This window comes from Nocardiopsis deserti, assembly GCF_008638355.1.
In the GTDB taxonomy this organism is placed as follows: Bacteria; Actinomycetota; Actinomycetes; order Streptosporangiales; family Streptosporangiaceae; genus Nocardiopsis; species Nocardiopsis alborubida.
Genome location: NZ_ML703348.1, coordinates 507,064 through 521,264, shown reverse-complemented (window position 1 = coordinate 521,264; position 14,201 = coordinate 507,064). Strand labels below are relative to the sequence as shown.

General features: G+C 72.4%; 11 protein-coding genes and 1 riboswitch. Of the genes, 4 read left to right on the top strand and 7 right to left on the bottom strand.

Annotation, left to right across the window (positions count from 1 at the left end; translation table 11 throughout):
• Nucleotides 1–66: 66 nt before the first annotated feature.
• From glyA to gcvT, 3 genes are all read right to left on the bottom strand, one after another.
• Entirely contained in the window at nucleotides 67–1,335 is a 1,269-nt protein-coding gene (glyA, locus tag FYW99_RS04960) for a serine hydroxymethyltransferase (RefSeq protein ID WP_150250624.1), read from the bottom strand.
• A gap of 7 nt (nucleotides 1,336–1,342) precedes the next feature.
• Nucleotides 1,343–1,723 carry a glycine cleavage system protein GcvH gene (gcvH, locus tag FYW99_RS04955; RefSeq protein ID WP_150250623.1) on the bottom strand — a complete coding sequence of 127 codons (381 nt, stop codon included), beginning with the start codon at nucleotides 1,721–1,723 and terminating at the stop codon, nucleotides 1,343–1,345.
• Nucleotides 1,724–1,880: 157 nt separating this feature from the next.
• Nucleotides 1,881–2,993, bottom strand: coding sequence for a glycine cleavage system aminomethyltransferase GcvT (gene gcvT / locus FYW99_RS04950; RefSeq protein WP_150250621.1), 1,113 nt, complete (start codon nucleotides 2,991–2,993; stop codon nucleotides 1,881–1,883).
• A 144-nt stretch (nucleotides 2,994–3,137) separates the two neighbouring features.
• Nucleotides 3,138–3,239, bottom strand: a riboswitch (glycine riboswitch).
• A gap of 167 nt (nucleotides 3,240–3,406) precedes the next feature.
• Here gcvT and FYW99_RS04945 point away from each other — a divergent pair.
• A complete protein-coding gene (locus FYW99_RS04945; RefSeq protein WP_150250619.1) occupies nucleotides 3,407–4,336 on the top strand; it encodes a class D beta-lactamase in 930 nt (309 codons plus the stop codon).
• A 149-nt stretch (nucleotides 4,337–4,485) separates the two neighbouring features.
• On the opposite strand, the gene FYW99_RS04940 is transcribed toward FYW99_RS04945, so the two are convergent.
• Both FYW99_RS04940 and FYW99_RS04935 read right to left on the bottom strand, forming a co-directional pair.
• Nucleotides 4,486–5,541: a 3-deoxy-7-phosphoheptulonate synthase gene (locus FYW99_RS04940; protein WP_150250617.1), complete on the bottom strand. Its 1,056-nt coding sequence runs from the start codon at nucleotides 5,539–5,541 to the stop codon at nucleotides 4,486–4,488.
• Nucleotides 5,542–5,774: 233 nt separating this feature from the next.
• Nucleotides 5,775–7,493 carry an AMP-binding protein gene (locus FYW99_RS04935; protein WP_150250615.1) on the bottom strand — a complete coding sequence of 573 codons (1,719 nt, stop codon included), beginning with the start codon at nucleotides 7,491–7,493 and terminating at the stop codon, nucleotides 5,775–5,777.
• Nucleotides 7,494–7,776: 283 nt separating this feature from the next.
• On the opposite strand from FYW99_RS04935, the gene FYW99_RS04930 reads away from it, so the two are divergent.
• Both FYW99_RS04930 and pip read left to right on the top strand, forming a co-directional pair.
• Nucleotides 7,777–8,661, top strand: coding sequence for a DUF4429 domain-containing protein (locus tag FYW99_RS04930; RefSeq protein ID WP_150250613.1), 885 nt, complete (start codon nucleotides 7,777–7,779; stop codon nucleotides 8,659–8,661).
• A gap of 104 nt (nucleotides 8,662–8,765) precedes the next feature.
• Complete coding sequence (pip, locus tag FYW99_RS04925) at nucleotides 8,766–9,722, top strand: prolyl aminopeptidase (protein WP_150250612.1); 957 nt, start codon at nucleotides 8,766–8,768, stop codon at nucleotides 9,720–9,722.
• A gap of 190 nt (nucleotides 9,723–9,912) precedes the next feature.
• Here pip and FYW99_RS32180 read toward each other — a convergent pair whose 3' ends face one another.
• Complete coding sequence (locus tag FYW99_RS32180) at nucleotides 9,913–12,276, bottom strand: DUF4153 domain-containing protein (protein WP_223838728.1); 2,364 nt, start codon at nucleotides 12,274–12,276, stop codon at nucleotides 9,913–9,915.
• Between the two features lie 440 nt (nucleotides 12,277–12,716).
• On the opposite strand from FYW99_RS32180, the gene FYW99_RS04910 reads away from it, so the two are divergent.
• Nucleotides 12,717–12,908 carry a ferredoxin gene (locus tag FYW99_RS04910; protein WP_130396673.1) on the top strand — a complete coding sequence of 64 codons (192 nt, stop codon included), beginning with the start codon at nucleotides 12,717–12,719 and terminating at the stop codon, nucleotides 12,906–12,908.
• On the opposite strand, the gene FYW99_RS04905 is transcribed toward FYW99_RS04910, so the two are convergent.
• Entirely contained in the window at nucleotides 12,892–14,163 is a 1,272-nt protein-coding gene (locus FYW99_RS04905; protein ID WP_150250610.1) for an NAD(P)/FAD-dependent oxidoreductase, read from the bottom strand. The genes FYW99_RS04910 and FYW99_RS04905 overlap by 17 nt on opposite strands.
• Nucleotides 14,164–14,201: the final 38 nt, after the last annotated feature.

Here is a 14,201-nt window from a genome sequence, read left to right as displayed (position 1 = left end):
CGTCGAGTACAGGGCCCGGGGCATGAGGGTGCCGTGCGGGGCCGCCCGGCCCCGCACGGCGGGGCTCTACAGGTTCGGGTAGAGCGGGTACCTGGCGGTCAGCGCCTGGACCCGGCCGCGCAGCGCGGCCTCGTCGAACTCCGGCTTGAGCGCCTCGGCGATGACGTCCGCGACCTCGGCGAAGTCCTCGTCGCCCAGACCGCGGGTGGCCAGTGCCGGGGTACCGATCCGCAGGCCGGAGGTGACCATCGGCGGACGCGGGTCGTTGGGCACCGCGTTGCGGTTGACCGTGATCCCGATCGAGTGCAGGCGGTCCTCGGCCTCCTGGCCGTTGAGCTCGGAGTTCACCAGGTCCACCAGGACCAGGTGCACGTCCGTGCCCCCCGAGAGCACCTTCACGCCGACCTCGGCGGCGTCCGGTCGCGTCAGCCGCTCGGCGAGCAGCCTGGCGCCCGAGACCGTGCGGCGCTGCCGGTCGGCGAACTCCTCGCCCGCGGCGACCTTGAGGGCCACCGCCTTGGCCGCGATCACGTGCTCCAGCGGCCCGCCCTGCATGCCGGGGAACACCGCGGAGTTGATCTTCTTGCCCAGCTCGGCCTTGGCCAGGATCATGCCGCCGCGCGGGCCGCCCAGGGTCTTGTGCGTGGTCGTGGTGACCACGTCGGCGTGCGGCACCGGGTTGGGGTGCAGCCCCGCCGCGACCAGACCGGCGAAGTGCGCCATGTCCACCATCAGGAGCGCGCCGACGGAGTCGGCGATCTTGCGGAAGCGGGCGAAGTCCAGCTGGCGCGGGTAGGCCGACCACCCGGCGACGATCATCTTGGGCCGGTGCTCCTCGGCGAGCGCCTCGACCTCGTCGTAGTCGACGGTGCCGTCCTCGTCGCGCACGTGGTAGGCCACCGCGTTGAGGATCTTGCCGGAGTAGTTGATCTTCATGCCGTGGGTCAGGTGGCCGCCGTGGGCCAGGTCCAGACCCAGGATGGTGTCACCCGGCTTGAGCAGCGCGAAGTACACGGCCGTGTTGGCCTGCGCGCCCGAGTGCGGCTGCACGTTCGCGTGCTCGGCGCCGAACAGCGCCTTGGCGCGGTCGATGGCGAGCTGCTCGACGACGTCGACGTGCTCGCACCCGCCGTAGTAGCGGCGGCCCGGGTAGCCCTCCGCGTACTTGTTGGTCAGGACGGTGCCCTGCGCCTCGATCACCGCCTGGGGGGCGAAGTTCTCCGAGGCGATCATCTCCAGGGTGTCGCGCTGGCGGGCCAGCTCCGCGTCGACCGCGGCCGCCACCTCGGGGTCCAGTTCGCCCAGCGTCTGGTTGAGCGTGTTGTCAGTAGCCATCGGGGGCCTACTCCTCGCCTTCGGTCAGCTTGGTGTACTCCTCGGCGGAGAGAAGGTCGGAGGGCTCCTCGGAGATCCGGGCCCTGAACAGCCAACCGTCCTCGAAGGGTGAGGAGTTGATGGTCTCGGGCTCGTTCTCCAGGGTCGCGTTGACCTCGACGACCTCACCGCTCACGGGCGAGTAGACGTCGCTGACGGACTTGGTGGACTCCACCTCGCCGCACGGCTCGTCCGCGGACACCTCGCTGCCGACCTCGGGCACCTCGACGTAGACGATGTCGCCCAGGGACTCGGCGGCGAACGAGGTGATCCCGACGGTGGCGATCCCGTCCTCGACCACGACCCACTCGTGTTTGGCGGTGTAACCCAGCTCCGTGGGAACGCTCACTTCAACTCTCCTTGGAGGTGTTCCATTTTCCTGCCGCGCGCCCGTACGGCTGCCCGGCCCGGCCTACGCCCGGTCGCGCCCCGTGCGTGCGGGTCCCCTGTGGGGGGATCCCGCCGCGAGGGGCGTGCGGGCCTTCGGGGTGTGAAGGCCCCTGCTCCTACGACTGCCGCTTGTAGAACGGCAGCTCGACCACGTCGACGTCCTCACCCCGTCCGCGCACGTCCACGGTGAACGCGCCGGTCGAGGTGTCGAGGTCGCCGTCCACGTAGGCCATGGCGATGGGGCGGCCCAGGGTGGGCGAGGGCGCGCCGCTGGTGATGGTTCCGACGGAGGCGCCGTCGCGCAGGACCTCCTGGCCCTGGCGCAGCGGGCGGCGCCCGCGCGCGACGAGGCCGATGAGGCGGCGGGGACGGGAGGAGCGGGAGGCCTCCTCCAGGGCCGCACGGCCCACGAAGTCGCCCTTGTCGAACTTCACGACCCGGCCCAGACCGGCGTCGAAGGGTGTGAGGTCGGCGGTCAGTTCCTGCCCGTACAGCGGCATCCCGGCCTCCAAGCGCAGGGTGTCGCGTGCGGAGAGCCCGGCGGGGACGAGGCCGTGCCGCTCGCCCTCGGCCATGAGGGCCCCCCACACCTGGGGAGCCTTCTCCGCGGGGCTGACGAAGATCTCGAAGCCGTCCTCGCCGGTGTAGCCGGTGCGGGCGAGCAGGACGGGCTCACCGGCGACGGTGTGCTCGTACCCGGCGTAGTAGCGGATGCCTTCCAGGTCGGCGTCGGTCAGCGGCGCCAGGACGTCGACGGCGCGCGGCCCCTGGACGGCGATCAGTGCGTACTCGGCCGACTCGTCGCGGACCTCGACGTCGAAGCCCGCGGCCCGCTCGGCCAGGGCCGGGGCGACGACCGCGGTGTTGGCGGCGTTGGCCACGACGAGGTACTCGTCCTCGCGCAGCCGGTAGACGATGAGGTCGTCCAGGACACCGCCGTCCTCGGCGGTGATCATGGAGTACCGGGCGCGCCCCACCTTGACCTGGGACAGGTGGCCGACCAGCGCGTGGTCGAGGGCCTGGGCGGCCTGCGGTCCGGTCAGCCGGATCTCGCCCATGTGGGAGAGGTCGAACAGGCCCGCGGCCTCGCGTACCGCCCGGTGCTCGGCGGTCTCGCTGCCGTAGCGCAGCGGCATGAGCCATCCGGCGAAGTCGACGAGGGTGGCGCCGGCCTTCTCGTGGACCTCGCGCAGCGCTGTCGCGCGCAGTGCGGATGCGGCATCTGACATGGGCACTCCCGAGAGGATGGGCGTCGTGACGTGCGTGGCGTTGCCATCCTCCCCCTCTGTCATCTGTGCCTGAGAGCTTCGTCGCGCGCTCGGCGCGGCTTGCACCTTCGGCGAGGGACGGCTGTCCCTGCTTTCCAGAGTGGTCTCGCCCGTACGGTCCGCTGTGCCTGAGAGGTTGTCTTCGGGGAGGGATTGCTCCTTCGGCGGCCCGCGCTGGATACGCGGGCACTCTCCCGTACGGGGTCAGCAACACGTTCAGCCTAGCAGCGGCCGTGAACGGCGCCCAAGGGCGCCCGGCGCGGTGCCGGTGCCCCCGCACCCGCCGGTCTTCGACACTCCGGCCGCCTCCGCCCTGGAACGGGGAGGCGGGGATTAGCGTGTGCGGGAGGTACCGACCGGGGGGAGGGAGACGGATGCGAACCGACACCGGGAGGGCGGCGCGCGGGGCGCGCTCGCTCGCGGCCGGATGCGTGCTGTCCCTGGCCGCGGGCACGGGGTGCGCCGGGGCCGTGGACGGACCGCGGGAGCCGGACGGGTCGGCCCGGGAGGGGGCGGAGGCCGGGCCCCCACCCCTGACGTGGGGCGACGTGGCCGCCGTCGAGCGCGAGGACCTGGAGTCGGTGTTCGCCGACGCGGGCGTCGGGGGCACTTTCGTGCTCCACGACGTGATGGAGCGGGAGGCGACCGTCGTGGGGCCGGAGGAGGCCCGCGAGCGCGCGGCCCCCGCGTCCACCTTCGACCTGGTCAACACCCTGGTAGGGCTCCAGACGGGAGCGGTCGGGGACGTGGGCGAGGTGGTGCCCCGCGGGGGCGGGCCCCAGCCCGCCGAGCGGCGGGAGCAGGGCATGGCCCTGCGCGAGGCCTTCCACGCCTCGGACCTCCCCGTCTACCAGGAGTTGGCCCGCCGGGTCGGGCACGAGCCGATGGCGGCCTGGGTGGACCGGCTGGACTACGGCAACCGTTCGGTGGGCGACGCGGATTCGCTGGACCGGTTCTGGACGCAGGGGCCGCTGGAGATCTCCGCGATGGAGCAGACCGCCTTCCTGGCGAGGCTCGCCCGCGACGAGCTGCCCGTGGACGACGCGCACCAGGAGGCGGTGCGTGAACTCGCCGCCCTGGAGGGGGACAACGGCTACGCCCTCCACGGAAAGGCGGGGTGGAGCGGGGAAGCCGACCCCGCGCCGGGCTGGTGGGTCGGCTGGGTCGAGCGCGGCGACGACCTGTACACGTTCGCGCTGCGCATCGACCCGGAGGAGGACGGGGACGCCGAGCTGTGCGAGTCGCTGGGGCGGGAGATACTCGTGGAGCTGGAGGTCCTGCCCGAGGGGGAGCGCACCGCCTGAGCGCCGCACGGGCCCCGCGACGTGCGTCGGCCCGCCCCCGTCCGCCGTGATCTTGTACTTATAGCGAGGTTGGGCGGTCGGGACGCGCTATAAGTACAAGATCACCGCAGGTCAGAATCCGTGCGTCACACCGGCAGCGTTTCCGGTCGCTAGGCCTTGCGGCGCTGGCGCACGGCCTCGGCCAGCTGCGCCAGCACGTCGCCGGTGGTCTCCCAGCCCATGCACTTGTCGGTGATCGACTGGCCGTAGGTCAGGGCGGCGGGGTCACCCAGCTTCTGGGCCCCCTCGACGATGAAGCTCTCCAGCATCACGCCGATGACGCCCCTCTGGCCCTCGGCGACCTGGGCGGCGATCGCGGCGGCCACACCGGGCTGGCGGGTGTGGTCCTTGCCGCTGTTGGCGTGGCTGGCGTCGATCATCAGGCGGCGGGGCAGCCCGGCGCCCTCGATGACGTCCAGGGCGGCGTTGACCGGCTCGGCGTCGAAGTTGGGGCCGCTGCGGCCGCCGCGCAGGATGACGTGGCAGTCCGGGTTGCCCTCGGTGACGACCACCGAACCGGCGCCGGCCGGGTCGATCCCGAAGAAGGTGTGCGAGGCGGCGGCGGCGCCGACCGCGTCCACGGCCACCTGGACGTCGCCGTCGGTGCCGTTCTTGAAGCCCACGGGCGTGCTCAGGCCGCTGCTCAGCTGGCGGTGCACCTGGCTCTCGGTGGTGCGCGCCCCGATCGCGCCCCAGGAGACGACGTCGGCGATGTACTGCGGGGTGATGGGGTCGAGGAACTCGGTCCCGGCGGGCAGCCCGAGCGCGTTGATGTCCAGCAGCAGCTTGCGCGCGGTGCGCAGGCCGCGGTGCACGTCGTAGGTGTCGTCCAGGCCGGGGTCGTTGATCAGGCCCTTCCAGCCGACGGTGGTGCGCGGCTTCTCGAAGTACACGCGCATCACGATGCAGAGCTCGTCGCGCAGGGAGGGCACCAGCTCCTTCAGGCGGCGGGCGTAGTCCATGGCGGACTCGGGGTCGTGCACCGAGCAGGGGCCCACGACGACCAGCAGGCGGTCGTCCTCACCGTCCAGCACCCGCTTGACCTCGGCGCGTGACTCCTCGACCAGGGCGCTGCGCCCGGGACCCAGCGGAAGCTCGGCCAGCAGGTCCCGGGGGGCGATGAGCGGCTTGTAACTGGCCACCCGTGTGTCGTTCGTGCTCGGCATGGTGTTCCCCTCGGGTCCCGTCTGTCGTGTTTTCCGCTGTCGCCACGAAAACCGTCTTATGAAAACAGTAGCGCGGGCGGTTCGGCACTCCGCTGCCGCGTCGGCCGGCGCGGTTCACGTGACAGAAAACACCACACCGGTTTCGGACGCCGAAAAGCGTCTCATTTTGTGAGACGGTATTTACCCGGTTCCCGCGGCCATTTCCGCCGGGGGCGGCTCCGGCGTCCGCTCGGTCACTGCCCCGACTCCGGGAGGTCCTCCTCCCAGTACTCGCGCGGGTTGCGCGCGCCGTCGGTGACCGTGCCGCGCTCGGCCTCGGCCCGACGCAGCTGCACGCGACGGATCTTACCGGAGACGGTCTTGGGCAGCTCGCCGAACTCCAGGCGGCGCACCCTCTGGTGCGGCGACAGGCGCTCGCGCGCGTGGGCCAGGATCGACCGCGCGGTCTCGGCGTCCGGGGCCACCCCCGCGGCCAGGGTCACGTACGCCTTGGCCACCGCCAGCCGCAGCGGGTCGGGCGAGGGAACCACGGCCGCCTCGACCACGTATTCGTGCTCGACCAGAACGCTTTCGAGTTCGAATGGTGAGATGCGGTAATCTGAGGCCTTGAACACATCGTCGGATCGACCGATATAGGTAATGTAACCGTTCGAATCCCGGCTGGCGATGTCACCGGTGCGGTAGCGGCCCCCGCGGATCACCTCGCGGCTGAGGTCGGGGTTGTCGGCGTAGCCTTTCATCACCCCCACCGGCTCCCGGGCCAGGTCCACGCAGATCTGCCCGGTGTCGGCGGGCCCGTCGGTGGCCGGGTCCGCCAGCACCACGTCGTAGCCCGGCATCTCGCGCCCCATCGAACCGCGCACCACCTCCTGGCCTGGGCCGTTGCCCAGCAGCACGGTCGTCTCGGTCTGCCCGAACCCGTCGCGCACGGTCACGCCCCACGCCTCGCGCACGCGGTCCACCACCTCGGGGTTGAGCGGCTCCCCGGCGGCCACCGCCTCGCGCAGCCCCACGTCCCACGCGGCGGGGCCGGCCTGTGCCAGCATCCGCCACACCGTCGGCGGCGCGCACAGCGTGTCCACCCCGCAGCGCACGACCGCGTCCAGCAGTCCCGCCGCGTCGAAGCGCTCCTGGTTGACGACCAGCACCGTCGCCTCGGCGTTCCACGGGGCGAACACGCTGCCGTAGGCGTGCTTGGCCCACCCCGGCTCGGACACGTTGAGGTGGACGTCGCCCGGCCGCACGCCCAGCCAGTACATGGTCGACAGGTGCCCTACCGGGTACGAGCGCTGGGTGTGCACGACCAGCTTGGGCAGGGCGGCGGTGCCGGAGGTGAAGTACAGCAGCAGGGGGTCGTCGGGGTGGGTGGGGTGCGGGGGGTGGAAGTCCAGACCGGCGTGCTCGGAGTCGGCGTAGTTCAGCCACCCCTCCATGTAGCCCGTGCAGATCCGCGTCCAGTGCCCCCGCAGCGGGGCGAACTTCTCGGTCTCGGCGGCCGAGCACACCACGTGCGCGATCTCGCCGCGCTCCAGCCGGTCCAGCAGGTCGCCCTCGGAGAGGGAGGTGGGGGTCGGGCAGACCACGGCGCCGAGCTTGGCCGCGGCGAGCAGGGTCTCCCACAGCTCCACCTGGTTGCCGAGCATCAGCAGGATCCGGTCGCCCGGGTGCACGCCCTGGTTGTTCAGCCAGTTGGCCACCTGGCCGGAGCGCTCCGACATCTGCCGGTAGGTGTACCTGGCCTGGCCGCCGTCCTCCTCCACGATCCACAGCGCCGTCCGGTCCGGACGCCGCCCGGCCACCTCGTCGAAGTAGTCCAGCGCCCAGTTGAACCGGTCCGACCGGGGCCAGGTGAACTCCCGGTGCGCCCTCTCCTGGTCCTCGCGCAGGTCCAGGAGCAGGTCCCGGGCGGCGCGGAACTCGGCCGCGCCCGCGGCTGCCGTCTCTCTCGACATGTGGCGTCCTCCGGTTCAGGGACAGGGCGCCGACCGCACTGTCCGCCGGTCCCGCCCGGGCGGGGTGGTGCAACGGGTGTGCCCCGCTGGTCCTACCCGGGATGCGCTGCGGTGACGCCTCACCCGCGGTGGAGGCCGCGCCGCCGCGGCGGACGGGAACCGAGGCGGTGACGCGCCCCCGGGAGGGCGGCGTCCGGTTCCGGAGCACCCGCCCCCGCATCCGGTCCGGCCGACCGTCCCGCGCCCCCGCACGCGGGGCCCGCTGGCTCTAGGATGTGTGGACATGGAGGAACTTCGCGGACACCACGGAACCTGGCGGATCGACGACGAGACGATCCGTATCCGCTTCGACTCCGGCCGCAAGGTGCCCACCCTGTTCCGGTCGCTGGGCAGCTGCGCGGTTCCGCTGGCCGCCGTCCGCGAGGTCGACTTCGACCGGGGCAGCCGCAAGCACGGCTGGCGGCTCCGGCTGAGACTGGTGGAGGACACCGATCCCTACGCGCTCCTGGGCGTCCCCGGCCGGGACGCGCTCACCCCGCTGCTGATCACCGGCCCGCACGAGGGCGAACTCCTCGCCGAGTACTACTCCGAGCAGATCGCCGCCTCGGCCCGCTTCGCCCGCGAGACCCTGACCGAGGAACCCGACCCGCGCGAGGTGGCCAGAGGGCTGGTGGCCCGGCCCCCGCTCCAGGTCCGCACCGCCGAGGGGTCGGCCTCCTTCGACGGCACCCGCGTGCGCTTCCAGTGGGACGGCTGGCTGGCCAGCACGGCCAAGGAGAAGGAGAAGTCCCGCGACTACCGGCTCTCCGAGATCGAGACCGCCCACTGGCACCCGCCGGTCGACGTCACCGAGGGCTACCTGCGCATCGTGCTGCGCGGGGTGACCATCCCCGAGGCCACGGCGCTGGACAACGACTTCTTCACGCTCGCCTCACACGGGACCAAGGGCAGCGAGGAGACCCTGCTGATGGCCGCCACCGTCAACGCCCACGTCGCGGCGGCGCGGGAGGTCCAGGCGGGGGCCGCGGAGCTCACCGCGGCGGCGGCCGACGACGGCAGCGAGGCGGTCTTCGCCAAGATCCGCGAACTCGGGCGGCTGCACGCCGAGGGGCTGCTCACCGACGAGGAGTTCAGCGCCAAGAAGGCCGAACTCCTCGACCGGCTCTGACCGGTCGGCCCCCCACCGGGTGCCCGCCGGGCGGCCCCGGCCGCGGCGCCCGACTCCGCCGGGGTCCCCCGGGGAGGAACCACGTCCACGAAAGGGCTCACGCTTTGCGTACCTTGTACCCGCCCATCGAGCCGTACGACTCGGGGATGCTCGACGTCGGCGACGGACACCGCGTCTACTGGGAGCTGTGCGGCAACCCCGCGGGCAAGCCCGTGGTGTTCCTGCACGGCGGTCCCGGCGGCGGATGCGTGCCCGACCACCGCAGGCTCTTCGACCCGGAGCGGTACCGGATCCTGCTGTTCGACCAGCGCAACTGCGGCCGGTCCACCCCGCATGCCAGCCAGATGGACACCGACCTGTCCACCAACACCACCTGGACGCTGGTGCAGGACATGGAGCGGCTGCGCGAGATGATCGGCGCGGAGTCCTGGCAGGTCTTCGGCGGGTCCTGGGGCAGCTGCCTGGCGCTGGCCTACGCCCAGCGCCACCCCGAGCGCGTCAGCGAGCTGGTCGTGCGCGGCATCTTCACCCTGCGCGAGAGCGAGCTGCGCTGGTTCTACCAGGAGGGCGCCTCCCAGCTCTTCCCGGACCTGTGGGAGTCCTACCTGGCGCCCATCCCCGAGGAGGAGCGCGGCGATCTCATCGCCGCCTACGCGCGCCGCCTGAACTCGCCGGACCGGGAGGAGCGCCTGGCCGCCGCGCGCTCGTGGAGCGTGTGGGAGGGGTCCACGGTCACCCTGCTGCCCAACCACGAGCTGCGCGAGCACCACGCGGACGAGGACTACGCGCTGGCCTTCGCGCGGATCGAGAACCACTACTTCGTCAACCGCGGGTTCCTCACACCGAACCAGCTCATCGACGGCGCGGAGGCGATCCGGCACATCCCCGGCGTGATCGTGCAGGGCCGCTACGACGTGTGCACCCCGGCCCGAACCGCCTACGACCTGCACAAGGCGTGGCCGGAGGCGGACTTCCACATCGTGGACGACGCCGGGCACGCGTTCAGCGAGCCCGGCATCCTGGACCACCTGATCGAGGCGACCGACCGCTTCGCGAAGTAACCCGGGGCGCGGGCGGCCCGACCCCGGGTCCTGGGGAGAGGCGCGGGGTGCGGGGAAGCCCCCGCACCCCGCGTTCCCCGGCCGGTCCGGTCGTCCGCGGACGCGGCGGGAGCCGTGCACGGGAGGGACCGCGCGAGACGTCCGCCGGGGGCGGGCGGAGGGCGGCGGGGGTGTGCCCCCGCCACGCTTCCTAGTGGCCGCGCTCGTAGGAGCAGCTCATCCCGGCCTGGCCGCCGATCTCGAACAGGCCCAGCTCGTCCAGCTGCTGGAGTCCCCGGTGACGGGACAGGTTCCATGACGCGAACCCGGTGTCGTCGGACTCCTCCACGAGGTTCTGGAATCCCACCAGGGCACAGTCGCGGTCGTTGCCCTCCAGCTCGATCAGACCGGGGATCGCGTCGGCGGACAGGTCGCGCAGGTACCAGGTGTCGACCGTGGTCAGGTCCAGGTCCTGGTGGCTCTCGGCGATACGCAGGTCGGGGTTGCCGTAGGCGAAGACGGCCAGGGCCGCTCCGGCCAGGGCGGCCGTGGCGCGGGGGAGCCAGGCCGCCGACCGGCCCAGGGTGTTGAGCGCGCCCGCCACGAGCAGCAGTCCGAACACCCCCGCGCTCCACATGATCCACGCCTCGGCGCTGGCCCGCATCCGGGTCAGCCCGTAGGTGTCGATGTACAGCTGTAGGCGCATCATCGCCGAGGCGAGGATGACCAGGGTGAGCGTGCACAGCAGCCCGAGCAGGGCGTTGCGCAGGACGCGGGTGGTGCTGGAGGGCAGGACGCGCACGACCACCGCGATGACGCACAGGACGAGCAGGCTGACCACGACCAGCTGGAAGAAGCCCTGGCGTGCGTACTCGGCGTAGGTGACCCCGGCGACGCGCTGGACGTACTCGTCGCCGCCGAACATGGCGACGGCCTGGACCGCGAGGAACGCGGTGAACAGGAGGACCAGGGCGCTGAGCGGGATCGTCCACACCCACACCGGCAGGGGAGTCCGCTCGGGGGAGGGGCCCACTGGGGCGGTGCGGGGAGCGGGCATCGGCGTGTGGCGGCGGCGCGCGGTCAGCACGGCGGACCCGGTGAGGAGTACGGCCATCGCCATGGCGAACAGGTCGCCGAACGGGTTGAGGTCGCTCTCCAGGAGCAGGTCGGCGAACATCCGGCTCAGGTAGCTGCCGAACACCGGGTCGGCGAAGGCGAAGAGCAGGCCGAAGACGAGCAGCAGGCCGACCGTGGCCACCGTGGTGACCAGGACCGGCCCGGCCAGGCGGCGGAACCGCTTGCCCTGTAGCGGCGCGGTCAGGAACCGCGGTGTGGAGGGCAGGTTGCGGAACAGGGCGAGCGAGCCGGTGAGGACGCCCACCGCGCCCTGGCGGGAGGCGGGGTTGCGCGCGGCGAAGGCCATCGAGGCGAGGAGGAAGGACGCGGTCAGGGTCCAGAAGAGCACCCAGCCCGCGTCGCGGAACACCGCCGTGAACAACAGGACGGCGGCGAGCACGCCGTAGACCGCCGACCAGGTGTAGGAGCGGCGGTCGGGGGTGGAGGCGGGAGCAGGGGCGGATGTGGACCGAGGGGCAGAGGCGGATTGGGGGGCGGGGGCTGTGGCGTGTGCGGCTGTGGGGTGGGAGAGGGACAGAGGTGAGGGTGCGACGGCTGGAGCGGCCTCAGTGGCCTCAGTAGTTTCGCCAGCACTGATGGGCCCTGTCCTGGTGGCCTCGTCAGTCCCAGTGGCCTCGGTGGCCTCTTCGTTCCCGGTTGTACCGTCGGACGCGACCGGCTCAGTGGACTCGGGGACGGAGGCGGTTCTGGTGTCCTCGCTCCCCGGCGGCTCCGCTGCCTCAGAGGTGCTGGATGCGGAGCCCCCATCAGCCTCTGGGGCACCACCCGTGTCCCCAGAGGTCACACTCCCGGGCGTACGTGTTCCGCTGCTATCGGACTCGCTGCCCTCTGCGGCCTCGGATGTCCCTCCAGCCTCAGCCGAGGGGTTGGCTCCGGAATCCTCATGGGCCCCTGTGGTCTCGGAGACCGCGTTTTCGACTCCGGAGGCGGATCCGACCTCCTCCGCGTGCTCCGCGGCGCCGGAGGGGTTCTCGGGCCGTGGTTCCCCGCCGTCTCCGACAGGGCCGCTCTCCGCGACCGGACCGGGGCCACCGGATCCCCCGGTCACGTGGGCCCCCGGGCTCCCCTCGGTGCCGGAAGCCTCCCCGGACCCCGGTTCCCCGCTTCGGGCCTCCTCGTCCTCCGCCCCGCTCCCGGGGACGGCGGGGCGCACCATCAGCGCGGCGAACGCGGTCAGACCCGCGACCACACCGGTGATGACCAGGCCGATCCCGGGACGGTCGAACGTGGCCAACAGCGCGGCCACCACGCCGACGCCGAACACGGCGACCGGCAGCCACGCGGGCGCCTGGGGCAGGGGCACCCGCGTCCGCTCCCGGTACCGGTAGGCCGGGTCGTGGTACGCCTGCTGGTACTGCTGCGGGTGTGACAGGTGCGCGAACGTCGTGCCGTACTGCTGCGGTCCCTGGTGGGCACCCTGCTGCCTCGCCTGCTCCATGTGCCGCGGATACCCCGTATACCCCGGAGGGATCGGATACCCCGTCTGTCCCGGCGGGCCTGGCTGTCCTGAGTCTCCCGGCGGGCTCTGCTGCCCTACCTGTCCCGGCGGACCCGTCTGCCCCGCCTGCCCCGGTGGCGCGGGGGTCCCGTACGGCCCCGGCGCGGGAGCGGCCTCCGCGGTCGACCGGCGGCCCTCGGGATTCCCGGCGGTCTCGTCCTCGCTCACCCGTGTACCCCTTTCACGACGGCACCGGACGGCCCGGTGCTGTCGGCAGTGGGACAGCGCGTGCATGCTGACGGTTCACACAACATCCGTTTTATGGACAAAAGCGAAGTTCTGGACGCACGCCCGTACACCCGTCCAGACCCGTGCGCCGCGTCCGCCCCCGGCTAGAGTCGGGGGTCACACCGCCTTCCGCGCGAGGAGTCCCAGTGACGATGCGAGTCGAGGTCGACTACGACCAGTGCGAGAGCAACGCCCTGTGCATGGCCGCCGCCCCGGAGGTCTTCGAGGTCCGCGACGACGACTTCCTCTACCTGCTCACCGAGGAACCCGCCGCCGCGTCGCACGAACGCGTCCGCCAGGCCGAGCGCATGTGCCCCAAGAGGGCCATCACCGTGCGGGAGTGACCCCCGCGGCCGCCAACGCCTCGTCCCACGTCGTCGGCCTCTCCAGCAGACTCCGGTAGCGCATGGTTTTGGGGGTGGAGCGCAGCCCCAGCACACCGGTGAGCATTCCGCCCCGGCCGAGGAAGGCCACGAACTTTCGGTCCTCCGGGGAGCCGTGCACGAAGGTGACCTGATCTGCGGGCGCGCCCTGTCCCAGCAGCTGGACCTTCATCTTGTATTGGTCGGACCAGAAGTAGGGCACCGGGGTGAAGGGCGTGCGCCCGACGCCGCCCGCCAGCAGGTTGTGCGCCGCGGCCGCGCCCTGCTCGCCCGCGTTGGTCCAGTGCTCCAGGCGGATCCGCCCGCCGTAGCGCGGGTGCGGCCAGTTCGCCAGGTCGCCGACCGCGTACACGTTCGGCACCGAGGACGCGGAGTACTCGTCGCACGCCACCGAGCCGTCGGCCAGCAGCTCCACCCCGGACCCGCGCAGCCACTCGGTGTTCAGGTGCACGCCGATCCCGGCGACCACGAGGGAGGCCTCCACCGCCGAGCCGTCGGCGAGCCGGACCCGCTCCACCCGGTCCCGCCCCTCGAAACCGGCCACGCCCACGCCCAGGCGCACGTCGACGCCGTTCTCCCGGTGCAGCTCCGTGAGGACCTCGCCGATCCGCGGGTCCACGACCCGGGTCAGCGGCGTGGGCGCCGCCTCGACCAGGGTCACGTCCATGCCCACCGCACGGGCGCTGGCGGCCACCTCGGCGCCGACGAAACCGGCCCCGACCACCACCAGGCGGCCGCCGGAGTCGAACTCCGACCGCACCGCCTCGGCGTCGTCCAGGGTGCGCAGCACGTACACGCCCGCCAGGTCGGTGTCGGGGCGGCGCGCACGCGCGCCCGTGGCGATCACCAGGCCGTCGTAGCGCACCGTTCCGAGAGCGCCGCCCGGACCGGACACGCTCACCTCGCGGGCGGCGGTGTCCAGCCCCACTGCCCGACTGCCCGGACGGAAGTCCAGGTCCAGCGCGTCCACGGCCACGTCCTCGCGCAGGCGCAGCGCCCGGTGGCCCACCAGCCAGCCCGGACCGCCGCCCGCGGGGTCCATGCCCGCCCCGGTCAGGACCTCCTTGGACAGCGGAGGCCGCGAGTAGGGCCGGTGCGCCTCCTCGCCCAGGAGCGTCAGCCGCCCCTCGTATCCGCGTTCGCGCAGTGCCTCGGCCGTGTGCAGCCCGGCCATCCCCGCGCCGACGACGACGATGTCGTTGAGGGTGTCCCGCACGGTGGTGTCCCTTCCGGTGGTGGTTCCCCGAGGACGGG

Excerpts from the sequence above, each read along its gene's own strand:
- glyA (WP_150250624.1), bottom strand. The coding sequence starts at position 1,335 with ATGGCTACTGACAACACGCTCAACCAGACGCTGGGCGAACTGGACCCC.
- gcvT (WP_150250621.1), bottom strand. The coding sequence starts at position 2,993 with ATGTCAGATGCCGCATCCGCACTGCGCGCGACAGCGCTGCGCGAGGTC.
- FYW99_RS04945 (WP_150250619.1), top strand. The coding sequence starts at position 3,407 with ATGCGAACCGACACCGGGAGGGCGGCGCGCGGGGCGCGCTCGCTCGCG.
- FYW99_RS04940 (WP_150250617.1), bottom strand. The coding sequence starts at position 5,541 with ATGCCGAGCACGAACGACACACGGGTGGCCAGTTACAAGCCGCTCATC.
- FYW99_RS04935 (WP_150250615.1), bottom strand. The coding sequence starts at position 7,493 with ATGTCGAGAGAGACGGCAGCCGCGGGCGCGGCCGAGTTCCGCGCCGCC.
- FYW99_RS04930 (WP_150250613.1), top strand. The coding sequence starts at position 7,777 with ATGGAGGAACTTCGCGGACACCACGGAACCTGGCGGATCGACGACGAG.
- FYW99_RS32180 (WP_223838728.1), bottom strand. The coding sequence starts at position 12,276 with ATGGAGCAGGCGAGGCAGCAGGGTGCCCACCAGGGACCGCAGCAGTAC.
- FYW99_RS04910 (WP_130396673.1), top strand. The coding sequence starts at position 12,717 with ATGCGAGTCGAGGTCGACTACGACCAGTGCGAGAGCAACGCCCTGTGC.